The following is a 24,095-nucleotide window of genomic DNA, read 5'->3' on the forward strand; positions in this document are numbered from 1 at the left end:
CCTCGCCGGCCCTGTTCTCCATGACCATCGGCTTCGTGGGCATCTGGCTGTTCTCCATGCTGGACCGCAGCGAGCGGGCCAAGGTGGACCGCGCGGGCTTCCTGGCCCAGCAGGTCCGCTCGGAGACCGGCATCGGCGCCGATGGCGCTTCGGGTCACTGACCTCCTGAGCAGCGGACCCAACCGGTCCGCCAGAAAGCACAAAGCCGCTGGGTCGCCCCAGCGGCTTTTTTCATGGCCTTCGGCCGAACGATCAGGCGGCCACGGCCTCCGCCGGCACCGGCTGGCGGATCAGGTGGTCGAACGCGCTGAGCGCGGCCTTGGCACCTTCGCCCGCAGCGATCACGATCTGCTTGTACGGCACGGTCGTGCAGTCACCCGCCGCGAACACGCCCGGCACGTTGGTGTGGCCCTTGGCGTCCACCACGATCTCGCCGAAGCGGCTGAGTTCGACCGTGCCCTTGAGGAACTCGGTGTTGGGCACCAGACCGATCTGCACGAACACGCCTTCCAGCGGCACCAGGTGCTCTTCGTTGGTCGCACGGTCCTTGTACTTCAGGCCATTGACCTTGCCATCAGCCCCCGTGATCTCGGTGGTCTGCGCGTTCACGTGGATGGTGACGTTGGGCAGGCTTTTCAGCTTGCTCACCAGCACAGCGTCGGCCTTGAGCTGGTCGGCGAACTCGACCAGGGTCACGTGCTGCACGATGCCCGCCAGGTCGATGGCCGCTTCCACGCCCGAGTTGCCGCCACCGATGACCGCCGTGCGCTTGCCCTTGAACAGCGGGCCATCGCAATGCGGGCAATAGGCCACGCCCTTGTTCTTGTACTCCTGCTCGCCGGGCACGTTGACGTTGCGCCAGCGCGCGCCGGTGGAGACGATCACGCTGCGCGCCTGGAGCACGCCGCCGTTGGCCATCTGCACCTGCACCAGACCGCCCGGCTCTTCCGCAGGGATGATCTTGTCGGCGCGCTGCAGGTTCATGATGTCCACCTCGTAGTGGCGCACCTGGGCTTCGAGCGCAGCGGCGAACTTGGGACCGTCGGTTTCGAGCACCGAGATGTAGTTCTCGATCGCCATGGTGTCGTTGACCTGGCCGCCGAAGCGCTCCGCCGCCACGCCCACGCGGATGCCCTTGCGGGCGGCGTACACCGCGGCGGCGGCGCCAGCCGGGCCACCACCGACGATCAGCACGTCAAACGGGTCTTTGGCGTTGAGCTTGGCGGCTTCGCGGTCGCCCGAGCTGATGTCCAGCTTGGCCACGATTTCTTCCACCGTCATGCGGCCGGAGCCGAACACCTTGCCATTCAGGAACACCATGGGCACGGCCATGATGCCGCGCTCGGTCACTTCCTGCTGGAAAGCACCGCCTTCGATCACCACGGTCTTGACCTTGGGATTGAAGATCGCCATCAGCGACAGCGCCTGCACCACGTCCGGGCAGTTGTGGCAGGTCAGGGACATGTAGACCTCGAAGCTGAAGTCACCCTGAGCACCTGGATCCAGGGCCTTGATCGACTCGATCACGTCGGCCTCGACCTTGGGCGGATGGCCACCGGTCCACAGCAGGGCCAGCACCAGCGAGGTGAACTCGTGACCCAGCGGCAGGCCGGCAAAGCGCACACCCTGCGTCTCGCCCTCACGCGCCACCGCGAACGACGGCTTGCGGGCGTCGTTGCCCGAGGTGTCCAGCGTGACCTTGTCGGACAGCGACACGATGTCGTCCAGCAGGCTCCGCATCTCGGTGCCGGTGTCGCTGTCGTCCAGCGAGGCGATCAGCCGGATCGGTCGGCGCAGCATGCCGAGGTAGGTCTGGAGCTGGGATTTGAGGGTGGCGTCAAGCATGGTGGACTCCTTGAGAAAGATGGGTGTGCGGAACCAATGCCGCTGGTGCATGGGCCGGCCCGCTCGTGACGGAAGCCCATGAGGCAGCGGTACTGCCTGAAGAAACGGGAGAGGAACGAAGGGCAGTCAACCCAGAACGCGGCGGAACTGGCTTTGCCAGGCCGCTCGCGTTGCCCCCTTGAGGGGGTGACGCGCCGCAGGACGCGGCGCGGGGGTGGTCAGATCTTCCCCACGAGTTCCAGCGAAGGAGCGATCGTCTTGGCGCCTTCGTTCCACTTGGCCGGGCACACCTGGCCGGGGTTGGCGGCGGTGTACTGGGCGGCCTTCAGCTTGCGCAGCGTTTCCTTGACGTCGCGGGCGATCTCGTTGGAGTGGATCTCGGCGGTCTTGATGATGCCGTCGGCGTTGATCACGAACGTGCCGCGCAGGGCCAGGCCTTCTTCAGGGATGTGCACACCGAAGGCGTTGGTCAGGGTGTGGGTCGGGTCGCCGACCAGGGGAAACTTGGCCTTGCCCACGGCGGGGCTGGTCTCGTGCCACACCTTGTGCGAGAAGTGTGTGTCGGTCGTGACGATGTAGACCTCGGCGCCGGCCTTCTGGAACTCGGCGTAGTTGTCGGCGGCGTCTTCCACTTCGGTCGGGCAGTTGAAGGTGAACGCGGCCGGCATGAAGATCAGGACGGACCACTTGCCCTTCAGGCTTTCGTCGGAGACTTCGATGAACTTGCCGTTGTGGAAGGCCTGGGTCTTGAAGGGCTGGACTTGGGTATTGATCAGGGACATGGTTTTTCCTTGGTTGAGGTGGGAGAGACGGTGATCGGAAGGTGGAAACCACCTCGACGGGATGAATCATAGACGACAGCTATCAATTGTTCGAATTGATAGTCCTTATGAGACCGATAGCTTTTGTTGCTGCGCAGCATGCGAACCGGTGAGCGACCCATCCCGCACGACCCGGGTTGCCACAGGCGCGGCCTGTTGGCCGGTCGCTACACAAATCGAAGAATGCGGTTTCATTTTATTGAATTTATTGCGAATCGTTCGTGTTTGCAATAGCATGAAAGTTCCAGCCAGCCACAGCGCCGCGCGTTGAAGCCAGCCGACAACCCGATCACCCGATGCTTCAATGTCCCAACGCCCCAAAACCCCGCGCAACGGCAACACCACACCCTCCACCACCGCACCGAGCGTGATGCTCCCCCTGGGTGCCATGCTGCTCGCCGGCTCCTTCAACGCCCTCGCCCAGACCCCGCCGAGCGGCCCCGAGACCACCCTGCCCACCGTCGTGGTGCGTGAACAGGCCATGGCCCCCGAAGGCAAAGACGCCCTTCAGGCCACCGAAACCACCATCGGCAAGGGCAAGCAGCAGCTGCGCGACATCCCGCAATCGGTGACGGTGGTGACCGAAAAGCTGATCGACGACCGCAACCTCGACACCCTGAAGGAAGCCCTCAAGAACACCGCCGGCATCACCTTCCTCGCGGCCGAAGGCGGCGAGGAAGACATCCGCCTGCGCGGCTTCGCGCTGCAGGCCACGGGCGATCTGTTCATCGACGGCATGCGCGACCCCGCGATCTACGACCGCGACACCTTCAACCTCGACCGCATGGAAGTGCTGCGCGGCTCGGCCTCGATGCTGTTCGGCCGTGGATCCACCGGCGGCGCCGTCAACCAGGTCAGCAAGACGCCGCGCCTGGTCGACGAACACCAGGTCGATCTGACCCTGGGCAGCCACAAGTACGTGCGTGCCACCGGCGACTTCAACATCAAGACCGGCGAGAGCGCTGCGCTGCGCCTGAACGCCATGGCCACGAAGGCCGACAACAACGGCGCGGGGGCCAGTCTGGACAAACGCGGTGCGGCCATCGCCTACCGCAACGGCATCGGTGAAAAAGACGAGTTCCTCGCCAGCCTGTACCACCTGGACAACGACAACGGCATCAACTACGGCATGCCATTCATCGCGCCCACCCGTGGCGCGAGCAACCGCGTGCTGCTGCCGCTGGAACCCGACGCCTACTACGGCGCCGCCAGCGACTACAACAAGAGCAGCGGCACCATCGCCACGCTGGGTCACACGCACCGCTTCAGCCGCGACAGCGAGCTCAAGACGCAGGTGCGTGTGGGCCAGTTCGAGCGTGACCAGCGTTCGGGCGCCATCCGCCTGTGCACGCAGAACACCAACGCCGAAACCGGTGTGGTCACCAACCCGCAGTGCCCCACCGCCGTCAGCCTGGCCAATTTCGGCGCCAACACGGTGCTCACCCGCGGCAACCACCTGAAGATCCAGGACATGGACAACGTCCATGCCCAGACCGACTTCAACACCAAGTTCGAAGGCCTGGGCTTCAAGCACGAGTTGATCGCTGGCGCCGACGCCTCCCGGGAGAAGCGCACCGTGTACGCGGCGCGCTCCGCCGCGCAAGGCGGTGTGACCATCACCAAACCCACCACCACGGTGGGCACGCCCGACGACGGCGCCTGGGTCAATGAATCCAGCCGCGTGCTGCGCGTCAACAACCAGTACGTGGCCCAGGGCGTGGGCGCCTACGTGCAGGACACGGTGCAGCTGGCGCCCCAGTGGAAAGTGGTGGGTGGCCTGCGATACGACCACCTGACCGGCGACTACGACAGCTTCGGCCTGCCCACCGACGCCCCCGGCCCGGTGACCGCCGAGAGCTACCGCATGAAGATCTCCGAAGTGAGCCAGCGGGTGGGCGTGCTGTTCCAGCCCACGGCCCTGCACTCTTTCCACGCCTCGGCCGGCACCTCGTTCAACACCTCGGGTGACGCCTACTCGCTGGGCGCGTCCAACGTGAACACGCCGCCCGAGAAGAGCATCAACATGGAGATCGGTGCCAAGCTCGACTCGGCCGACAAGCGCTTCACCACGCGCCTGGCCGTGTTCCGCTCCACCAAGCTCAACGAGCGCAACACCGACCCCGACCTGCCCGTCGTCACGCTCAGCGGCCGCCGCCACGTGGCCGGCTTCGAGACCGACATCTCCGGCCGGCTCACGCCCCAGTGGGAAGTGTTCGGCTCGTACATGTGGATCCCGGTGGCCCGCGTGGACAACGCGGCGCCCTGCCCCGTCACCGGAGCCTGCACCCAGAGCACGCCGGGTGAACGCGTGGGCGACCGCCCTTCGCTCACGCCCGAGCACAGCGGCACGGTGTGGACCACCTACCAGCTCACCCCCAAGCTGCGCGTGGGCGCGGGCCTGAACTTCCGCAGCCAGCAGAAGCCCACGCGTGTCGAGTGGAACGTGCCGTCCTACGTCACGGGTGACCTGATGGCCGAATACAAGTTCGACTTCGACCGCCTGACGCTCAAGGCCAACCTGAGCAACGTCACCAACAAGCTCTACGCCGACCAGCTCTACCCCGCGCACTACATCCCCGGTGCCGGCCGCACGCTGCAGGTGACCGCCAGCCTGAAGTTCTGACACCCGTCTCTCCGCGCGTCCCCAAACGCCGCCCCGAGCCACCGGCCCGGGGCGGCTTTCTGACTGAAAGGGGTGCCCATGACACCCCGTCCACCCACGATGCTGATCACCCTGCCCGACATCCTCTCGCCAGACGATCTGGCCCACGCCCGCCAGCTCTTGCTGGAGGCACCCTGGACCGACGGCCGTGACAGTGCCGGCCCGCAGGCCCGGACCGTCAAGAACAACCAGCAACTGCCGCACGACAGCCAGGCCGCGCAAGCCATTCGGGCCATGGTGCTGAACGGCCTGAACCGCTCACCGCTGTTCTTCAGCGCCGCCCTGCCGCTGCGCATTTTCACGCCACGCGTCAACCGTTACGGCGGAGAGGCCAACACCTACGGCTACCACATCGACAACGCCATCCGGCTCAAAGCCACCGACACCGGTGCCACCGAACACGTGCGCACCGATGTGTCGTGCACCGTGTTCCTGAATCCCCCCGACGAGTACGAGGGCGGCGAACTCACCGTGAGCGACACCTACGGCACGCGCGGCGTCAAGCTGCCCGCCGGCCACGCCGTGCTCTACCCCGGCACCAGCCTGCACCAGGTGACGCCGGTCACCCGCGGGCACCGCGTCGCCTGCTTTTTGTGGGTGCAGAGCATGGTGCGCAGCGACGAACAGCGCCGGCTGCTCCACGAACTCGACATGAACATCCTCGCCCTGCGCCAGCAACACGGCGAAACCGACGAGACCACGGGACTCACCGGCACGTACCACAACCTGCTGCGCATGTGGGCCGAAACATGAGGGATGACCCCCACACTCCGCCGCTGCGCGGGTCGTTGCCCCCCGAGGGGGCTGAGCCGGCTTGGGGCGGCCCGGCGCCGGCTCGGTTGAATGGCAAGCCCCCCTCGCCCCGCACCACCCTGCCCGAAGGCCTGGTCAGTCTGGCCGACCACGAAGCGTTGGCGCGCACGTCGCTGAGCCCCGAGGCCGACGCCTATTTCAACGGCGGGGCGGCCGACGAGATCACGCTGCGCGAGAACGTTGCGGCCTGGCAGCGCCCGCGCCTGCACCCGCGCGTGCTGCGCCCGCTCGCGGGCGGCCACACACGGGTGCAGCTGCTGGGTCGTACGCTGGCCCACCCCATCCTGATCGCCCCGATGGCCTACCAGCGCCTGGCGCACCCGCACGGCGAAATGGCCACGGCCTTGGCGGCGGCGGTGCTCGGCACCGGGTTCGTGCTCAGCACCCAGGCCAGCGTGCCGCTGGAAGACGTGGCCCACACCGTGCTGGGCGAAGCGGAGCGAGGCCCGCTGTGGTTCCAGCTCTACCTTCAACCCGACCGCGCCTTCACACGGGATCTGGTGCACCGCGCCGAAGCCGCCGGCTACGAGGCGCTGGTGCTCACCGTGGACGCCCCGGTGAACGGCGCACGGGACCGCGAGCGCCGTGCCGGTTTTGTGCTGCCGCCCGGGATCACCGCGATCAACCTGCAGGGCCTGCGCCCGCCCAAGCCGCAGACCCTGCGGCCCGGTCAAAGCACCTTGTTCGACGACCTGCTCACCCACGCGCCCACCTGGGACGACGTGGCCTGGCTGCGTTCGGTCACCCGCCTGCCGCTGCTGCTCAAGGGCATCACCCACCCGGCCGACGCGCGCCTGGCCGTGCAGACCGGGGCGCAGGGGCTGATCGTCTCCAACCACGGCGGGCGCACGCTCGACACCATGCCCGCGACCGCCGAGCTGCTGCCGGCGGTCGTGCAAGCGCTCGGTGGCGAGGTGCCGGTGCTGGTGGACGGCGGCATCCGGCGCGGCACCGACGTGCTCAAGGCCATGGCGCTCGGCGCGGCGGCCGTGCTGGTGGGCCGCCCCGTCGTTCACGGGCTGGCCAACGCCGGTGCCACGGGGGTGGCCCACGTCATCCGCCTGCTGCGCGACGAACTGGAGATCGCGATGGCGCTCTGCGGTTGCCAGACCCTGGCCGAGGCGGCCATGGCACTCGGGCGGCCCGCCGACAGGCACTGACGCCATGAGATTCCAATGATTTTTGGGCCCATGAATTGAATGAGATCAATTCTCATTTATACTTTCGCCATGCTTTCAACCACCGATCCAAAGGACGCCTCCATGACCAGCAGCGTGTTCATCCTCGGCGGAAGCCTGGTCCTGATCCTCGCCGCCGTGTGGTGGGTCTTCCGCGCCTGAAGCCCCTGGCACCCCATCGACCTACACTATGAACCCCGCCAGCGCCAGCCTTGCGCTCCCCCTCACCGGAGCCTCAGAAGCTTCACCCCCGACACCCCGCATGGACCGCCGCCTGTTCATCGTGATCGCCGTGGTCGGCTTTCACGTCCTGGGCCTGTGGGCCCTGCAAACCGGCCTGTTGCGCCGGGCGGTCGAGCTCGTGGTGCCGGTGGAGGTGCTGGCCGAACTCATCGAACTGCCCCAGCCCCAGGTGACGCCGGCCCCGCCGCCACCGCAGCCACAGCCCAAACTCGTCCAGAAGCCGGTCACGCCCCCCAAGCCCCTGCCCAAGCAGGCCCCGCAGCCGTTGGCCATTGCCGACCCCACGCCTTCCGCTGCGGCGCCCACCGGCACCACCGCACCCCAGCCACCGGCGCCACCCATGCTTGCACCGGTGGTGGTCGCGGAACCGGCGCCGCCGGCGCCGCCCAAGATCGTGTTGCCATCGAGCGATGCGGCACATCTCAACAACCCTCGACCACCCTACCCCAATCTGTCACACCGCCTTGGAGAAACAGGCAAAGTGGTGATCAGCGTACTGGTCGAAATCGACGGGCGCCCCTCACAAGTGCTGCTTTCCAAGTCGAGCGGCTACAACCGACTTGATCAGGCTGCATTGATCACAGTGAAAAATCGCTGGCGATTTGTGCCAGGAACAGCAGACGGAACCCCAATCCCCAGTTGGGTTGTCGTCAGTCTGCAATTCGAACTTACCGAGTAAGTCCTCTATTCTTTGAACCCGACACCTATGAATCCCCAAATCGCCTCTTCTGGCATCGCCCACGTATGGACCCAGGGTGACTTCGTCACTCGCACCGTCGCTCTCGTCCTGCTCGGCATGTCGCTCGCCACCTGGATCATCATCCTGTGGAAAGCGCTCGACCAGCGCGCCCAGCGGCAGCAGGCCAAAGCCTGCGAAGGCTTCTGGCACAGCGGGGACTTCGCTGAAGGCATGGACAAACTGGGCAAGGACGATGGCAACCCTTTCCGGGCCCTGGCGCTCGAAGGCCGCGAAGCCACCCGCCACATCCTGCACAAGGACGGCCAGACCCGCCCGCAGCTGCACGACAGCCTGGACATGAGCGACTGGGTCGAGCGTTCGCTGCGCAACAGCCTGGACGACTTCACCGCCCGCGCCCAGAGCGGCCTCACGGTGCTGGCCTCCATCGCCTCCACCGCGCCGTTCGTGGGCCTGTTTGGCACCGTCTGGGGCATCTACCACGCGCTGCTGGGCATCGGCGCCGCCGGTCAGGTGAGCATCGACCAGGTGGCCGGTCCCATCGGCGAGGCCTTGATCATGACCGCGCTCGGCCTGCTGGTCGCCATCCCCGCCGTGCTGGGCTACAACGCCTTGGTGCGCGGCAACAAGGGCATCACCCACCGCCTCAACCGCTTCGGCAACGACCTGCACGCCTACTTCGTGACCGGCGCCCGCGTCACCGTGGGTGGTGATGCGAAGGTGCTGCCGATGAAGAAGGCCTGAACCTTTTAGGACACCACCATGGCCATCGGAACCCAGGACGACAGCGACCAGATGCTCAGCGAGATCAACATGATCCCGTTCATCGACGTCATGCTGGTGCTGCTCATCATCTTCATCATCACCGTGCCGGTCATCAAGCACGCGGTCAATATCGACCTGCCCCGCGCCAGCAATCAGAAGGTGCTGGACAAGCCGGAGAACGTGCGCCTGTCGGTGGATGCCGACGGCGCCTACTACTGGAATGAAGCGCGGGTGGAAGACGCGGTTTTTGAGCAGCGCCTCGCCAGCGCCGCCGCCCAGGAGCCGCAGCCCGAGCTGCACATCCGCGGCGACAAGGCCGTGCGCTACGAGCGCGTGGCACTGGCCATGGCCGCCGCGCAGCGCGCCGGCGTGCGCAAGATCGGCTTCATCACCGAACCGGTGGCGCCATGAACCCCGTTGTGTGGAACCGGCCCAGGAGGATCGCCAGATGATCAGCGCCACACCCAAGGAACCTGTGCCCGAGTCGGGCCAGCCGCAAGCCATTGAGGGGCCCGCCGAATGCGAAACCCCGTCACCGGTCCTGCTCACCAGCCACGAGGTGATGCGCGGCCAGAAGGCGGTGGCCATCACCCACAACGGCGCGCTCTACCGGCTGCAGACCACGCGCCAGGGCAAACTCATCCTCACCAAATAAGGCCCGCCGCGCACGTCGGCGGCCATCGACAGACACCCAGCTCTTCATCGTGGGGCGACCCGGGGAAACGCAATCTCCCCGAGCGTCGTTTTTTGGCCAGCCAAGGGACCGCAGGTCCTGGTAGCCAGTCATTTTTTACAACCCGATGGCCGCGATGCCTGCTTTGGCGATCTGAGCGTCTTCGCTGGACTTCACACCGCTCACGCCCACCGCACCGATGCACTGGCCGTCCTTGACGATGGGCACGCCACCTTCCAGCATGCCCTGGATCGCGGGAGCGCTCAGGAACGACATGCGCCCCTGGTTGATCACGTCTTCATAGACCTTGCTCTCACGGCGGCCCAGGGCGGCGGTGTGCGCTTTTGCAGGCGCGATGTGCGACGAGATGCCCGCTGCACCGTCCAGGCGTTGCAGCCACAACAGGTGGCCGCCGTCGTCAACGATGGCGATGGTCACCGCCCAGCTGTTTTTCAGCGCTTCGGCTTCGGCCGCGGCGGCGATGAGTTTGACGTCGGCGATCTCGAGAACGGCTTTGGTTTTCATGTGCGTGTCCAGAAAAAGATGGGGGATCAGCCCCCCGTGAAAGCGCGGGCACACCGGCGCCGCAACAGGAGCGCAACCATAACCGATGCATTGCACCCACCCGGGTCACAACAGCCCTGACCCCGACCCGGCTTTCCCGCGGCAAGCAAATTCCAAGCCGCCTACAATGCCCCACGGATCACACCGACCGCAAGGAGAAAATTCAATGAACGACCACCTGCAACCTTCTGGACGCTTCGGCAGCGCCACCGGCGATACGGCACTGCAACGCAACAAGGTGCTGCGCAACACCTACGGTTTGCTGGCACTGTCCATGCTGCCCACCGTGCTGGGCGCCTGGGTCGGCGTGACCACGGGCATCACCGCCGGTTTGACCGGCTTCCTCGGGCTGATCGTGTTCCTGGGCGGCGCCTTTGGCTTCATGTTCGCCATCGAAAAGACCAAACACTCGGCGGCCGGTGTGCCCGTGCTGCTGGCCTTCACGTTCTTCATGGGCCTGATGCTCTCGCGCATGCTGGCCTCGGTGCTGGGCTTCAGCAACGGCTCCAGCCTGATCATGACCGCCTTCGGCGGCACGGCGGGCGTGTTCTTCGTCATGGCCAACCTCTCGACCGTGATCAAGCGCGACCTCTCGGGCATGAGCAAATGGCTGTTCGTCGGTGCGATGGCGATCATGATCGGCGCGATCATCAATATCTTCGTGGGCAGCACGATCGGCATGGCCGTCATCGCCACCATGGCCATCCTCGTGTTCAGCGCCTACCTGCTGTACGACCTGAAGAACATCATCGACGGCGGCGAGACCAACTACATCTCCGCCACGCTGGCCGTGTACCTGGACCTGTTCAACATCTTCCAGAGCCTGCTGGCCCTGTTGGGCATCTTTGGCGGCGAGCGCGACTGATTCCGCTCCCCTCAAAAAAAGGGACCTTCGGGTCCCTTTTTTCATGCCTGCACACGCATGGCGCGGCCCCCACGGTGAATCGGCCATCAAGTTCCAGGCCGTGGCGCCGAAAAGAAAGGCAAACCCTGTTGAAACACCATGCGACATCCAGCCCTCACCCTCTGCCTCTGCGCTGCAGCCAGCCTGTTGGCCGGTTGTGATGTGCTGGGCATCGAAACCGCCCCACAGATTGCGGCCCGGAAAGAAGCCGAAGGCATGGCCATCGGCAGCGCCTGCCGCCACGCGATTCGCAGCATCGAAGATTGCTTCAGCAGCAACCCCAAAGCGGGCAAGGCCGCGGTGTTCGCCGGCTGGAAAGACATGGACCAGTACATGCGCGACAACCAGATCGTCGGCATGCCCTCCGAAATCAAGCCGGAAGAGGCCGAAACAGGCGATGAGACCGCCGCCCCTGAAGCCGGATCCGCCAAGCCCCACAAATCCTGACCGGACGCACCGGCCTCACCGGCCGGTATCGAGCTCGAACACCGCCATGCTCTCCACGTGCGCGGTGTGCGGGAACATGTTCACCACCCCCGCCGTCGTGCACCGGTAACCGGCCTGGTGCACCAGCAAGCCCGCATCGCGCGCGAGCGTGGCCGGGTTGCAGCTGACATAGACGATGCGTTTGGGTGGCGTCCAGCTGCCACGCAGTTCGGGCTGCAGATGCAGGTCGGCCAGGGTCTTGGCCAGCGCAAACGCGCCTTCGCGCGGCGGGTCCACCAGCCACTTGTCGGCCACGCCATCGGCCACCAGCAGCTCGGGCGTCATCTCGAACAGGTTGCGCGCAGCGAATTGCGTGGGTGCCAGGGGTTGCGCCCTGCCCCGCTGGTTGAGTCCCAGGTTCTCGCGCGAACGTGTCACCAGCGTTTCGCTGCCCTCAATGCCCAGCACCTCGCGCGCCATCGTCGCGATGGGCAGGGTGAAGTTGCCCAGACCACAGAACCAGTCGATCACGCGCTCATGCTTCTGCGCGTCCAGCAGGCGCAGCGCGCGCGAGACCAGCACCCGGTTGATGTGCGGATTGACCTGCGTGAAGTCGGTCGGTTTGAACGGCATGGTGATGCCGAACTCGGGCAGGCTGTAGGACAGCTGGGGCACGTCGGCATCGAGCAGCTTCACCGTGTCCGGCCCCTTGGACTGGAGCCACCACTGCACACCGTGCTGGGCGGCAAAAGCCCGCAGGCGGGCCTGGTCCCCGTCTGACAGCGGCTCCAGGTGGCGCAGCACCAGCGCTGTCACCTCGTCGCCGCAGGCGAGTTCAATCTGCGGACAGGTCTCGCGCGCGTCCATGCCGAAGATCAGGTCGCGCAGCGGCATCATCATGGCGCTCACGTGCGGCGGCAGCACAGGACAGACCTTCATGTCGGCCACGTAGCGGCTTTTGCGCTCGTGAAAACCAATCAGCACCACGCCCTTCTTGTGCACGTGGCGCACCGACAGGCGCGCCCGGTAGCGGTAGCCCCAGGCCGGTCCCTCGATCGGGCGCAGCAGCATCTCGGCCCTGACCTTGCCCAGGTGCCAGAGGTTGTCCTCCAGCACACGCTGCTTGACCGCCACCTGGGCCGCCTCGTGCAGGTGCTGCATCTTGCAGCCACCGCAGGAGCCTTCGTGCAGGCCGAAGTTCGGGCATCCGGGGCGCACGCGCTGCGAGGACTCCCGGTGGATCGCCGTGACGACGCCGGCCTCCCAGTTGTTTTTCTTGCGGTGCACATTGACGCTGACGGTCTCGAACGGCAATGCGCCGTCGATGAACACGACCTTGCCGTCGGGGCGGCGGGCAATGCCCTGGGCATCGATGTCGAGGGACTCCACCGCCAGCCAGCCGTCGGGCAAGGCGGCATGGGGGGCGTGGGGCGCGTCGTCGCGCGCGTTGGTCAGAAGGCTGTTGTCGTGGGCTTGGGGCGATGTCATGCCCCGATTGTCTCAGGCCGGCGCGCTGAAAATGTCAGATCCAGGCCTTCAGGTACTCGTCCCAGTGGCTCTCGGTCGGCGCCAGGTTGCCCAGCGTCTCTTTCACGTAGGCGATTTCCTGTTCGTACTCGGCCTCTGTGAGACCACCGCGCATCTTCTGGAAGCGGCAATAAACCAAGTAGGTGTTCATCACGTCGGTTTCGCAGTAGCGGCGGATGTCGTCGGTCTGCCCCGCCAGGTACTGCGCGTACACCTGCGAGCCGTCCATGCCCAGCTTGCCCGGGAAGCCGCAGAGCTTGGCCATGGCGTCCAGCGGCGCGTTGTTCTTGGGCGAGTACATCGCCAGCAGGTCCATCAGGTCCAGGTGGCGCATGTGGTACCGGCTGATGTAGTTGTTCCACTTGTACTCGCGGTCGTCCTCACCCATGTCCCAGTACTTGCTGGCCTCCACACCGTGGCGCAGACCGCGGTAGTGCAGCACCGGCAGATCGAACCCGCTGCCGTTCCAGCTCACCAGCTGCGGCTGGTGTTTTTCGATGCTGTTGAAGAAGGTCTGCACCACCTTGCCTTCGCTGGCGCCGTCCCGGTCCACGAAGGAGTGGATCCGCAGGCCCTCGGCGTTCCTGAACACCACGCTGATGACCAGGATGCGCTGCAGGTGCAGCGGCATGAAATCGCTCTGTCCCTTGTCCTTGCGCTCGGCGAGCCAGGCCGCGTAGACCTGCTCGTCGGTGCTGTCGGCGGGCGCCCCGCGAAGGGCCCGCAAGCCTTCCACGTCGGGGATGGACTCGATGTCGAAGACAAGGACCGGCCAGGCCATGCGCAGGCCTGGATCAGCGCTTGGGCAGGTGAGCCAGCGGATCGACCGGTTTGCCCTGGCGCCGCACCTCGAAGTGCAGTTTCACGCGGTCCGAGTCGCTGCTGCCCATTTCGGCGATGCGCTGGCCCTGCTTGACCGTCTGGTCTTCGCGCACCAGCAGCGCCTGGTTGTGGGCGTAGGCGGTGAGGTAGGTGTTGTTGTGCTTGAGGATGATCAGGTTGCCATAGCCGCGCAGGCCGGCACCGGCGTACACCACGCGGCCGTCCGCGGCGGCCAGCACCGGGTCGCCGACCTTGCCCGCGATCGAGACACCCTTGTTCTTGCTCTCGTCGAAGTTGGACACGACGGCCCCTTGTGCAGGCCAGACGAAGCTGATCTCGTCCGCACCTGCCACAGGCTCGGGGGCCGTGGCCGGCACGGGGGTCGGGGCCCCTGCCACGGGAGCACCCGGCGTCGCCGGGACGGGGGGCGTGGCACCCGCCACCGGTGGCGTCAGCGGACGGGCAACCACGCCAGGCGCGGTCACGGGGGCCGAGGTCACCGCAGCAGAATTGGGGGCCGCAGGGGTGGCGGCCGGCGGCGCCACCCGCAGCACCTGGCCGATTTCGATCAGATTGGGATTCGAGAGGTTGTTCCAGGTCTGCACATCGCGCGGCGCCTGACCCGCTTCCAGCGCGATGCGGTACAGGGTGTCACCGGGTCGCACGGTGTAGTAGCCGGGCTTTCCGGCGTTTTCGGCACCCGGCAAAGGCTTGATTTCAGCGCTGGCGCGGGTGCGGTCTTCAACCGGTGCCGGCTGGTTCAGCTTGCGCGTGGAGCACCCCGCCGTCAACAGAAGCCCGCCCACCACCGCCCAGAGGGCCACCCCGCGCCAACACGCTCGTTCTGCACCGTCAGGCACCATCGTCAAACTCCGCTTGTTCATCACTGTTTTCCACCTGTATGTCAGACCCGGTCAGATCCCGGGTGCTGGCTGTCCAAAGCCCGCTGCCGCACAGGGCAGAAGGAGCTTCACGCAATGCCCGATTTTAGAGGCACGAACAGCACCGGCTCCAGCACCGAGCGAACCCATCCCTGGGCGGTCTTGTCGATCACCACGAGATGCTGCTGGCCATCGGCGGTCATGGCAGGCGCCACCAGCCGGCCACCCACCGCCAGCTGGTCGATCCAGGCTTGTGGCACATCGTTCCCGCCTGCCGCGGCCACGATGCCGGCATAGGGAGCGCCCTGGGGGAAGCCCAGCATGCCATCGCCAAACAGCAGGTGCAGGTTCGCCACGCGGAACGCCCGCAGGTTGTCGCGGGCCTTGTCGTGCAGGCCCCGAAGCCGCTCCATGCTGTACACCTCCGTGGCCAGGTGGCTCAACACCGCAGCCTGGTAGCCGCAACCGGTGCCGATGTCGAGCACACGGCCCAGCTTCTCTTCGCGCCCCTGGCACAGCAACTCCAGCATGCGCGCCACCACGCTGGGTTTGGAGATGGTCTGCCCCAGACCAATGGGCAGGCTCGTGTCTTCATAGGCCTGGTTGGCTAGCGCGGTGTCCACGAAACGGTGCCGCTCCACAGCCTGCATCGCCGCCAGCACCCCCACATGCACGATGCCCTGCCCTTGCAGCTTGCGCACCATCGCGGTCCGCACAGCGACCGAATCCATGCCGACGCCCGCCGGCGCGGTGTGAGCCGTGGGCACCACCGCCCGACGGACGCCCGGGGCCGGCACTGCGGCCGCCACGGGGCGCAGCGCTGCCGAGGCGCCCGGCTTGTGGACCGGCGGCGCCGGGACCGTGTCCAGGCGCGCTGGAAACGCGGGGCGCGGCCGGGGTGCGGCCGCACCGGTGGACGGCTTGCCGACGGGTGGCACAGGGCGTTTCAACGCGCGACCCCACCCATGGCGGCGGCCGTGGGCGCCCAGTACGGCAGCGTGTCGTGGTCCGTCAGGTCAACCTTCAGCGGCGTGATGCTGGCAAACCCCTGGGCGGTGGCATGGAAATCGGTGCCCTCGGCGTCGTCCTTGGCCGGGCCGGCGCTGCCGATCCAGTACATGGTGTCGCCGCGCGGGCTGGTCTGGGTGATGACCTGCTCGGCCGCGTGCCGGCGTCCCAGGCGGGCGACTTTGAAGCCCTTGAGTTCGCTGACAGGCCGGCAAGGAATGTTCACGTTCAGCAACCAGGGGGCGCTGCGGTGTGCCGCGTCGGGCAGCGAGGGCATGAGGTGCTGCACCAGCTCGGCCGCCTTCTGTGCAGCCACGTCCAAGTGCGCCCAACCGCGCTCGGTCTGCGAAAACGCGATGGCCGGGATGCCGAAGAGGTAGCCCTCCATGGCCGCTCCCACGGTGCCGGAGTAAATGGTGTCGTCGCCCATGTTGGCGCCGTTGTTGATGCCCGAGACCACCAGGTCGGGCCGGTAACCCAGCAAACCAGTGAGCGCAATGTGCACACAGTCGGCGGGCGTTCCGTTCACATAGCGAAACCCGTTGGCGGCCGTGTGCACATACAGCGGCGAATGCAGCGTCAACGCGTTGGATTTGGCACTGTTGTTGTGCTCGGGGGCCACCACCTCCACTTCGGCCAGACCTTTCAGGGCTTCGTACAGGGCCACGATGCCCGGTGCCTGGAAGCCGTCGTCGTTGGAGATGAGGATTTTCATGAGCAGGATTCTAGGCGCCCTGCCGCGCTTTCACCGCTGCGCGCCCCGGTCGCGCGAGGGACAAAACCACGCCCAGCCGCCCACCCGGCGGGCCCGTGCGTGCCTATCATGGCCCCTCTGAAAACACCCACTGGAGACCACCCGATGCATGCCTGGCTTTGTGAAAACCCCGTGGGCGTGGATGCCCTGACCTGGAAGGAGCTGCCCACGCCCACCCCCGGACCGGGGCAGGTGCTGCTTCAGATTCAAGCGGCCAGCCTGAATTTTCCCGACTTGCTCATCGTGCAGAACAAGTACCAGATGAAGCCGCCACTGCCGTTCGTGCCCGGCTCGGAATACGCGGGCGTGGTGAGCGCCGTCGGCGAAGGGGTGAAACACCTGCAGGTGGGTCAGAGCGTGGCGTGCCTGAGCGGCACTGGTGGTTTCGGCACCCACACGCTGGCCCCGGCCGCGCTGTGCATGCCGCTCCCGCCGGGCTTTCCGCCTGTGGACGCGGCCGCGTTCATCATGATCTACGCCACCTCGTGGCACGCCCTGATGGACCGCGCGTCGCTCAAGGCCGGCGAAACCGTGCTGGTCCTGGGCGCGGCCGGTGGCGTGGGCACGGCCGCCATCCAGCTCGCCAAGGCGGCGGGGGCGCGCGTGATCGCTGCCGCCTCCAGCGAGGACAAGTGCGCCCTGTGCCAACAGCTGGGCGCCGACGCGGTCATCAACTACAGCGTGCACACGCCACAGACCACGCTGCGCGATGAAATCAAGCGGCTGACCGACGGCAAGGGCCCGGACGTGATCTACGACCCGGTGGGTGGCGAATTCGCCGAACCGGCCTTCCGCTCCATCGCCTGGCGCGGCCGCTACCTGGTCGTGGGCTTTGCCAGCGGCCCCATCCCCAGCCTGCCGCTGAACCTGGCCCTGCTCAAAGGCGCCAGCATCGTGGGGGTGTTCTGGGGCGACTTTGCCAAACGCGAACCACAGGCCAACGCACAGATGATGCAGACCCTGGCCACCATGTACATGAAGGGCCAGATCAAGCCCGTGATCGACCAGACCCTGCCCATGAGCGAGCTGCCCAGGGCCTACGCCATCATGGGCTCGCGCTCGGTCAAGGGCAAATTGGTGATGGTGAATTGAACGCGCGCGACCAGAAACGACAAAGCCCGGTGAAAACCGGGCTTTGTGTGTGATTCATTTGGGGTGGCTGATGGGGCTCGAACCCACGACAACAGGAATCACAATCCTGGACTCTACCAACTGAGCTACAGCCACCGCAAGTCTTGCATTATAGCGCGAAGCTTTCGACCTCCGAACGCGATCTGCTTCAGAGTGCGGGTTCAGGCACCAAAATCTTGACCTTGAAGCGTTCCTTGATCAGTTCGTAGTGGGCCTGGATCTCGGCCGCGGTCCACCACTGGGCGTACTGCTGGACCTCCTGGTTTTGCGCGGCGGGCGCTGCGCGGGGCAACAGTTTTTCCACCTTCACGATCGCATACCCCTTCTGACCCAGATCCACACCGGTCCAGGCGGGCAGCTGCTTGGCATCGGCGCTCAGCGCCGCCTTGAGCACCGGCGCGGCCAGACCCTGCGGGTTGTCGCGGCCCACGACCACAGACGCCGGGAGGACCGTGGCATCGGAACCGGCGCGCAAGGCCGCCAGCTTCTTGACACCCTCTTCCTTCGCGAGCTGGGCCGCACGCTGGGCCACCAGCCGTGCACGCACGCTGTCCCGGACCTCGGCCAGAGGCAGCGTGCGCGCGGGCGTGTGTTGCACCACACGCGCCGCCGTGAGCTGACCGGAAGCGGTTTCGATGGCTTCGGTGTTGCGTTTGTTTTGAACCGACTCAGGCGCAAACAGCGCCGCCAGCAAGCGTTCATTGGCCAGCACGCCGCTGCCCTGCACCGGCTCGCGCGTCAGCCCCTTGGCGGTGCGCAGTTCCAGCTTGAGGCTGTCGGCCGCCGGCTTGAGGCTGTCGGCCTGCTCGTAGACCAGGTTGCCGAAGTTATCGGCGTTTTCAGCGAATCGCTTCTGGCCTTGCTGCTTTTTCAGATCCGCTTCGATCTGGGGCCGCATTTCTTCAAAGCTGCGCTGCTTGGGTGCCTTGATGTCCGTGAGCTGGATGATGTGAAAACCGAAGTCGGTCTCGACCACATCGGAGATGGCCCCTTTGGCCATGGAGAACACCACGTCTTCGAAGGGCTTGACCATCGCACCGCGTCCAAAGAACTCCAGGTCACCGCCCTTGGTGGCGGAGCCAGGGTCCTGCGATTCGGTCTTGGCAACGGCCGCAAAGGTCTCGGGCGCCTTGCGCAGCTGTTCCAGCAGGGCCTGCGCCTTGACGCGGATCTTCTCTCGCTCGGCAGCCGGTGCGCTCTTGGGCGCGTTCAACAGGATGTGGCTCGCGCGGCGCTCCTCGTCGCCCGACAGCAACGCGATGTTTTCCTTGTAATAGGTCCGCAGCGCATCTTCGTTGAGCGTGGCGCTCTGTGCCAGTCCCGCCGCATCCAGCACCAGGTACTCCACGTCGATCAGCTCCGGCGCCTGGAACATGGCCTGGTTGTCCTTGTAGAACTGCTCGATCTCCGCGTCGGTGGGCGCAACCTTGGCGGCAAAGTCGTTGGCGGCCAAGGGCAATACCCGCACCTCGCGGCGTTCGAAGAACGCATTGAGGGACACCTGGGCCAGCGCTGGGGGAGCGAAGCCGGAGGACTGCACACCGCCTGTGACCTGCCGCACCGAGAGATCGGAGCGCACGCGGGCCTCGAATCCCTCCGGCGTCAGGCCCTGACGGGCGACCAGTTGCCGGTAGCCTTCAACGTCCAGCGAGCCATCGGGCTTGCGCAGCGCCGCGATGCTGGGGTCTTCCTGCAGCGCCCGAGCCAGGCGCTGGTCGCTCGTGAAGAGGTGGTCTTTCTGGGCCGCCACCGCCAGCACGCGGTCACGGACCAAGCGTTCCAGGGAAGCGTAGCGGGCGCCATCGCTGTCCAGCAGCTTGGCATCGATGTTGGGCATGGATTCGCGAAGGCGCTGCGCCTCGACCTTGTGGGCCTGGTCCCACTCGGCCTTGCTGATGTCCTGACCATCCACCGTGGCCACCGTTTCGCCGCTCTGGTTGCCGTCAGTGAAGCCCTGAATGCCGAACAGCACGAAGGACGGGATGATCAAGATCAGCAGGAAGCCCATCAGGTACTTCTTGTGATTGCGGATGGAATCAAACATGCCTGGAATCCTGCAAATCAAACGAACGCCGACACCGGAATGTCGACAACAAAAAAGGCGAACCCGAGTTCGCCTTCTTGATGGTGGTGGGTGCTGACGGGGTCGAACCGCCGACCTACGCCTTGTAAGGGCGCCGCTCTACCGACTGAGCTAAGCACCCCACCGGGAAACTTCAGACACGCTTCAGTTCAGCGCATCTTTCAGGGCCTTGCCCGGACGGAACTTCGGCACCTTGGCGGCCTTGATTTTAATCTCTTCGCCGGTGCGGGGGTTGCGCCCCTTGCGAGCCGGGCGCTTGGTCACGGCAAAAGAACCAAAACCCACCAGCGACACGGTGCCGCCTTTTTTGAGCGTGGTGCGGATGGCGGTGATGGTCGAATCCAGCGCACGGGTGGCAGCGGCCTTGGAGATGTCGGCGTGCTTGGCGATGTGCTCGACGAGTTCTGTTTTGTTCACAAATAGCCCCTCTTTAAGTGGTGAAAAGTCCGTTCGAACAAGCCTTCAGCCGCGGGATGCTCGCATCCCGGGCAAAAAGCCTGAAGTTTCTGGTTGGATCGTGAGACGCATCGGTCAGCGTTCGCCGCCGGACATGCGCATCTTCATTACACCCACCGGGCTGCACCCGTGTCAATACGGCGGTGTCGGCTGGGCTCAACGATGGCCAGAAGGGCGAGATTCTATGCGGATTCCACACCACCTCCACCGCACCAATGCGACTGGAACCGCCTGCGGCCACACCCCGAGAGACTCAGCCAAGCAAGGCCTCAGCGATGGCTCGGCCGACATCGGTCGTCCCGGCGGAGCCACCCAGGTCGCGCGTGCGCGGTGCGCCGCTGCCGGGCTGCAGTGTCGCCTCGATCGCCCGCATCACCGCGTCGTGCGCGTCGCGGTGGCCCAGGTGATCCAGCATCATGGCGCCGCACCAGATCTGCCCGATCGGGTTGGCGATGCCTTGACCCGCGATGTCGGGCGCCGAGCCGTGCACCGGCTCGAACAGCGAGGGGTGCTGGCGCGTCGGGTTGAGGTTGGCGCTGGGTGCGATGCCGATGGTGCCGGTGCAGGCGGGACCGAGGTCGGACAGGATGTCGCCAAACAGGTTGCTGCCCACCACCACGTCGAAGAAGTCGGGGCGCTGCACGAAGTGCGCGGTCAGGATGTCGATGTGAAACTTGTCGACCTTGACGTCCGGGTACTCTTTGGCCATGGCTTCGACGCGCTCGTCCCAGTAAGGCATGGTGATCGCGATGCCGTTGCTCTTGGTCGCACTGGTCAGGTGTTTCTTGGGTCGCGAGCGCGCCACTTCAAACGCGTAGCGCAGCACACGGTCCACGCCGATGCGCGACATCACCGTTTCCTGCACCACGATCTCGCGCTCGGTCCCGGCGTACATGCGCCCACCGATGCTGCTGTATTCGCCTTCGGTGTTCTCGCGCACGATGACCATGTCGATCTCGCCGGGCTGGCGCGGGCTGCCGTCGCGGCGGACCACCGGCGCGGTCACACCGGGCATGAGCTTGGCGGGGCGGATGTTGACGTACTGGTCGAACTCGCGACGGAACAGCAACAGCGAGCCCCAGAGCGACACGTGGTCGGGCACCCGGTCGGGCCAGCCCACGGCGCCAAAGTAGATCGCATCGTGGCCGCCGATCTGTTCCTTCCAGTCGTCGGGCAGCATCTTGCCGTGCTTCTCGAAGTAGTCGCAGCTCGAAAAGTCGAAGTGGTCGAACTGCAGCGGGATGTTGAACTTCGAGGCCGCGGCCTCCATCACGCGGATGCCTTCAGGCATGACTTCGGTGCCGATGCCGTCGCCAGCGATGACTGCGATGCGGTGGGGTTTGCTCATGGGGGTCTCCTTCAGAAGGGTTTAAAAAAAGAAAGGGCCTCGGCAATCACCCGCTCGGGCGCCTCCTCGGCGATGTAGTGGCCACACGGCAGGGCCTGGCCCGACACCTGGTCAGCGCGTTCGCGCCACAGCGACAGCACGTCGAAGCAGCGCCCCACGGTGCCGTGTTCGCCCCAGAGCACGCGCAGCGGCTGCGTCAGGCGGTGGCCCGCGGCCACATCGGCTCGGTCGTGGGCCAGATCGATGCCCGCGCTGGCGCGGTAGTCCTCGCAAATCGAGGCGGGGGTGCCGGGCAGCGCGGCACAGCGCTCGTACTCGGCGAGCGCGGTCGGATCGAACGGCGCCAGACCCGCGTGCCGGCTGCCCATCACGCTGCGCACGTAGCGCCCAGGGTCGGAAGCGATCAGGGCTTCGGGCAACGGCGGCGGCTGGATCAGGAAGAACCAGTGCCAGTAGGCGCGTGCGAAGTCGTCGGAGGTCTGTGCGTACATGGCCAGCGTGGGCGCGATGTCGAGCAGCATCAGCCGCTGCACCGCCCGCGGGTGGTCGGCCGCCAGCCGGTGGGCCACCCGCGCACCGCGGTCGTGGGCCAGCACATCAAAACGTTCAATGCCGTGCTGCGCCATCACGGCCAGTGCGTCCAGCGCCATCTCGCGCTTGCTGTGCGCGTGGTGCGCGGCATCGGGCGCCGGTCGCGACGAGTCGCCGTAACCGCGCAGGTCCATCAGCACCACGGTGAAGTGCTCGGCCAATGCGGGCGCCACCCGGTGCCACATGGCCTGGGTCTGCGGATGGCCGTGCAACAGCAGCAGCGGAGCCCCTTTGCCAGCGATGCGGGTGTGCAGGTGCACGCCCTCGCGGATCACGGTGTGGGTCTGAAAGCCGTTGAACATGAGCGCAAGCTTAGCCCTCATTGAGGCAATAATCTGTCAATTGATTGATTCTAAAAGGGAAATAATTGGACCGTCCCGATCTTGAACTCGTCCTGGCCGTGCGACAGCACGGCAGCCTGGTGATGGCCGCGCGGGCCATGCGCGTGGCGCCGTCGGCGGTGACCAAACGCCTGGCCGCGCTGGAAGCCCGTCTGGGCCTGCGCCTGTTCCAGCGCACCACCCGCCGCGTCAGCCCCACGGCCGAGGGAGAAACCCTGTGCGAGCGCGCCAGCGAGCTGCTGCGCGGATTTGATGCCATGGAAGCCGAGCTGCGCGAGCGCCGGACCGAACCGGCCGGACCGATCCGTCTCGCCGCCACCTTCGGTTTTGGCCGCCTGTGGCTGGGGCCGGCACTGGCGGATTTCCAGGCGCGGCACCCGGCGGTGGACATCCAGCTGCAGCTGACCGAACAGCTGCCCGATCTGGTGGTGGACGGATGGGACGGCGCCATCTGGCTCTGGAACGCGCCGGCGCATCGCGCCAGCGAATGGGTCTCGCGCCGGCTCGCGTCCAACCAGCGCGTGCTGGTGGCCGCGCCCGCCTACCTGAAAGCCCACGGCGAACCGCGCTCGCTGTCCGATCTGGCGACCCACGCCTGCCTGGTGGTGCGCGAAAACGATGGCGGGCCGGGCCAGCGTTTTGACCACTGGCGGCTGCAATCCGAAGGCGAAACCGAGGTTCGACACACGCCGGTGAGCGGGCCGCTCTCCAGCAACTCGGGGGAGATGGTGCGCGACTGGTGCCTGGCCGGTCACGGCATCATGCTGCGCAGCCTCTGGGACATCGCGCCGCAGCTGGACAGCGGCGCGCTGGTGCGGGTGCTGCCCGCTTACGCGATGCCCGACGCCGACATCCACTGGCTGGCGCCCTACCGCGCCCAGGTGCCGCGCCGCATCCGCCTGCTGGTGGATTTTCTGGTCGCGCGCTTCGAGAACGAACCGTGGCGAAAACCGGGTCCGGGTCGGGTCAGCGCGCCGGCCGCACCACCAGGCTCACACCGAAAGCGGTGAGCGCGGTGCCGGCGATCGTCACCGCCGTGATCGGCTCGGCAAACAGCAGCCAGGCGATCAGCGCGGTGCTCGGCGGCACGAGATACATCAGGCTCGTCACCGAGGCTGCCGCGCCGCGCTGGATCAGCATGTACAGCAGCGAACTGCCGCCCAGCGTGAGCCCCAGCACCGACCAGGCCATGGCGCCCACCAGCTCGGCGTTGAGCGCGCCGTCGTTCAGGCTCCAGTGCATGGATTCCGACTCCATCAAAGCCAGCGGTAGCGTGACCAGCAGCGCGGCGGCCAGTTGCACCGTGTTGGCGCTGCGCACGTCACAGGGCAACACGAAGCGCTTCTGGTACAGCGTGCCGACGGTGATGGCCAACAGGGCCAGCACGGCGAACGACAGGTTGATCCAGTTGGCCTGGTCGCCCGGGCCGCCCGCGCCAAACTTGCGCGACACCACCAGCACCAGCCCCGCAAACCCCAGCAGGAGCCCCAGCCACTGCCGGCGCGACACGTGCTGCCCGCCCACGCTGGTGAGCCAGATGGCGGTGAGCACGGGCTGGATGC

General features: G+C 66.3%; 24 protein-coding genes and 2 tRNA genes. 11 read left to right on the plus strand and 15 right to left on the minus strand.

Features of this window, described 5'->3' with window-relative positions:
- Nucleotides 1-252: 252 nt before the first annotated feature.
- Nucleotides 253-1,845: an alkyl hydroperoxide reductase subunit F gene (gene ahpF, locus IV088_RS22410; protein ID WP_291106384.1), complete on the minus strand. Its 1,593-nt coding sequence runs from the start codon at nucleotides 1,843-1,845 to the stop codon at nucleotides 253-255.
- Nucleotides 1,846-2,063: 218 nt separating this feature from the next.
- Nucleotides 2,064-2,627 (minus strand): alkyl hydroperoxide reductase subunit C, encoded by a 564-nt coding sequence (gene ahpC / locus IV088_RS22415; RefSeq protein WP_291106386.1) that lies wholly within the window; start codon nucleotides 2,625-2,627, stop codon nucleotides 2,064-2,066.
- A 343-nt stretch (nucleotides 2,628-2,970) separates the two neighbouring features.
- Here ahpC and IV088_RS22420 point away from each other — a divergent pair, with 343 nt between their 5' ends.
- From IV088_RS22420 to IV088_RS22450, 7 genes are all read left to right on the plus strand, one after another.
- Nucleotides 2,971-5,289 (plus strand): TonB-dependent siderophore receptor, encoded by a 2,319-nt coding sequence (locus IV088_RS22420; RefSeq protein ID WP_291106388.1) that lies wholly within the window; start codon nucleotides 2,971-2,973, stop codon nucleotides 5,287-5,289.
- 99 nt (nucleotides 5,290-5,388) lie between these two features.
- Nucleotides 5,389-6,081 (plus strand): Fe2+-dependent dioxygenase, encoded by a 693-nt coding sequence (locus IV088_RS22425; protein ID WP_291106423.1) that lies wholly within the window; start codon nucleotides 5,389-5,391, stop codon nucleotides 6,079-6,081.
- Between the two features lie 86 nt (nucleotides 6,082-6,167).
- On the plus strand, nucleotides 6,168-7,301 hold the full coding sequence (locus tag IV088_RS22430) for an alpha-hydroxy acid oxidase (protein ID WP_291106390.1): 1,134 nt from the start codon (nucleotides 6,168-6,170) through the stop codon (nucleotides 7,299-7,301).
- A 280-nt stretch (nucleotides 7,302-7,581) separates the two neighbouring features.
- Nucleotides 7,582-8,241 (plus strand): energy transducer TonB, encoded by a 660-nt coding sequence (locus tag IV088_RS22435; protein WP_291106392.1) that lies wholly within the window; start codon nucleotides 7,582-7,584, stop codon nucleotides 8,239-8,241.
- A 27-nt stretch (nucleotides 8,242-8,268) separates the two neighbouring features.
- Nucleotides 8,269-9,003 (plus strand): MotA/TolQ/ExbB proton channel family protein, encoded by a 735-nt coding sequence (locus IV088_RS22440; RefSeq protein ID WP_291106394.1) that lies wholly within the window; start codon nucleotides 8,269-8,271, stop codon nucleotides 9,001-9,003.
- Nucleotides 9,004-9,021: 18 nt separating this feature from the next.
- A complete protein-coding gene (locus IV088_RS22445) occupies nucleotides 9,022-9,435 on the plus strand; it encodes a biopolymer transporter ExbD (RefSeq protein WP_291106396.1) in 414 nt (137 codons plus the stop codon).
- 37 nt (nucleotides 9,436-9,472) lie between these two features.
- Nucleotides 9,473-9,679 (plus strand): hemin uptake protein HemP, encoded by a 207-nt coding sequence (locus IV088_RS22450; RefSeq protein WP_291106398.1) that lies wholly within the window; start codon nucleotides 9,473-9,475, stop codon nucleotides 9,677-9,679.
- A 135-nt stretch (nucleotides 9,680-9,814) separates the two neighbouring features.
- Here the strand turns inward: IV088_RS22450 and IV088_RS22455 are convergent, their stop codons facing one another.
- Nucleotides 9,815-10,222 (minus strand): heme-binding protein, encoded by a 408-nt coding sequence (locus tag IV088_RS22455; RefSeq protein ID WP_291106400.1) that lies wholly within the window; start codon nucleotides 10,220-10,222, stop codon nucleotides 9,815-9,817.
- A 205-nt stretch (nucleotides 10,223-10,427) separates the two neighbouring features.
- Between IV088_RS22455 and IV088_RS22460 the strand changes: the two genes are divergently transcribed.
- Nucleotides 10,428-11,126, plus strand: a complete 699-nt coding sequence (locus IV088_RS22460; RefSeq protein WP_291106402.1) for a Bax inhibitor-1 family protein — start codon at nucleotides 10,428-10,430, stop codon at nucleotides 11,124-11,126.
- A gap of 138 nt (nucleotides 11,127-11,264) precedes the next feature.
- Nucleotides 11,265-11,612 carry a hypothetical protein gene (locus tag IV088_RS22465; RefSeq protein ID WP_291106404.1) on the plus strand — a complete coding sequence of 116 codons (348 nt, stop codon included), beginning with the start codon at nucleotides 11,265-11,267 and terminating at the stop codon, nucleotides 11,610-11,612.
- A 15-nt stretch (nucleotides 11,613-11,627) separates the two neighbouring features.
- Here the strand turns inward: IV088_RS22465 and rlmD are convergent, their stop codons facing one another.
- The 5 genes from rlmD to surE all read right to left on the minus strand — a co-directional run bounded on the left by rlmD (nucleotide 11,628) and on the right by surE (nucleotide 16,544).
- Nucleotides 11,628-13,046: a 23S rRNA (uracil(1939)-C(5))-methyltransferase RlmD gene (rlmD, locus tag IV088_RS22470; RefSeq protein ID WP_291106425.1), complete on the minus strand. Its 1,419-nt coding sequence runs from the start codon at nucleotides 13,044-13,046 to the stop codon at nucleotides 11,628-11,630.
- A gap of 67 nt (nucleotides 13,047-13,113) precedes the next feature.
- The gene (locus tag IV088_RS22475; RefSeq protein ID WP_291106406.1) at nucleotides 13,114-13,899 is read right to left on the minus strand and encodes a 3'-5' exonuclease; all 786 of its coding nucleotides are present in this window, start codon (nucleotides 13,897-13,899) and stop codon (nucleotides 13,114-13,116) included.
- A gap of 13 nt (nucleotides 13,900-13,912) precedes the next feature.
- Nucleotides 13,913-14,803, minus strand: a complete 891-nt coding sequence (locus IV088_RS22480; protein ID WP_291106427.1) for a peptidoglycan DD-metalloendopeptidase family protein — start codon at nucleotides 14,801-14,803, stop codon at nucleotides 13,913-13,915.
- A 107-nt stretch (nucleotides 14,804-14,910) separates the two neighbouring features.
- Complete coding sequence (locus IV088_RS22485) at nucleotides 14,911-15,552, minus strand: protein-L-isoaspartate(D-aspartate) O-methyltransferase (RefSeq protein WP_291106429.1); 642 nt, start codon at nucleotides 15,550-15,552, stop codon at nucleotides 14,911-14,913.
- Nucleotides 15,553-15,767: 215 nt separating this feature from the next.
- The gene (gene surE, locus IV088_RS22490) at nucleotides 15,768-16,544 is read right to left on the minus strand and encodes a 5'/3'-nucleotidase SurE (protein ID WP_291106408.1); all 777 of its coding nucleotides are present in this window, start codon (nucleotides 16,542-16,544) and stop codon (nucleotides 15,768-15,770) included.
- Nucleotides 16,545-16,688: 144 nt separating this feature from the next.
- Between surE and IV088_RS22495 the strand changes: the two genes are divergently transcribed.
- Nucleotides 16,689-17,675: an NADPH:quinone oxidoreductase family protein gene (locus IV088_RS22495; protein WP_291106410.1), complete on the plus strand. Its 987-nt coding sequence runs from the start codon at nucleotides 16,689-16,691 to the stop codon at nucleotides 17,673-17,675.
- A 59-nt stretch (nucleotides 17,676-17,734) separates the two neighbouring features.
- Here IV088_RS22495 and IV088_RS22500 read toward each other — a convergent pair.
- From IV088_RS22500 to IV088_RS22525, 6 genes are all read right to left on the minus strand, one after another.
- Nucleotides 17,735-17,810: transfer RNA gene (locus tag IV088_RS22500), tRNA-His, on the minus strand.
- 52 nt (nucleotides 17,811-17,862) lie between these two features.
- Complete coding sequence (locus IV088_RS22505; protein WP_291106412.1) at nucleotides 17,863-19,758, minus strand: SurA N-terminal domain-containing protein; 1,896 nt, start codon at nucleotides 19,756-19,758, stop codon at nucleotides 17,863-17,865.
- An 84-nt stretch (nucleotides 19,759-19,842) separates the two neighbouring features.
- A tRNA-Val gene (locus IV088_RS22510) sits at nucleotides 19,843-19,918 on the minus strand.
- A gap of 23 nt (nucleotides 19,919-19,941) precedes the next feature.
- Nucleotides 19,942-20,214 (minus strand): HU family DNA-binding protein, encoded by a 273-nt coding sequence (locus IV088_RS22515; RefSeq protein WP_077330314.1) that lies wholly within the window; start codon nucleotides 20,212-20,214, stop codon nucleotides 19,942-19,944.
- Between the two features lie 292 nt (nucleotides 20,215-20,506).
- Entirely contained in the window at nucleotides 20,507-21,601 is a 1,095-nt protein-coding gene (locus IV088_RS22520) for a tartrate dehydrogenase (RefSeq protein WP_291106415.1), read from the minus strand.
- An 11-nt stretch (nucleotides 21,602-21,612) separates the two neighbouring features.
- Nucleotides 21,613-22,515 carry an alpha/beta hydrolase gene (locus tag IV088_RS22525; protein ID WP_291106417.1) on the minus strand — a complete coding sequence of 301 codons (903 nt, stop codon included), beginning with the start codon at nucleotides 22,513-22,515 and terminating at the stop codon, nucleotides 21,613-21,615.
- 44 nt (nucleotides 22,516-22,559) lie between these two features.
- Between IV088_RS22525 and IV088_RS22530 the strand changes: the two genes are divergently transcribed.
- The gene (locus IV088_RS22530) at nucleotides 22,560-23,543 is read left to right on the plus strand and encodes a LysR family transcriptional regulator (RefSeq protein WP_291106419.1); all 984 of its coding nucleotides are present in this window, start codon (nucleotides 22,560-22,562) and stop codon (nucleotides 23,541-23,543) included.
- On the opposite strand, the gene IV088_RS22535 is transcribed toward IV088_RS22530, so the two are convergent.
- The coding region (locus IV088_RS22535; protein WP_291106421.1) for a DMT family transporter at nucleotides 23,500-24,095 on the minus strand (596 nt) is incomplete at its 5' end. The two genes, IV088_RS22530 and IV088_RS22535, sit on opposite strands and share 44 nt — an antisense overlap.

This window comes from Hydrogenophaga sp. (genome assembly GCF_018780075.1).
GTDB lineage: Bacteria > Pseudomonadota > Gammaproteobacteria > Burkholderiales > Burkholderiaceae_C > Hydrogenophaga.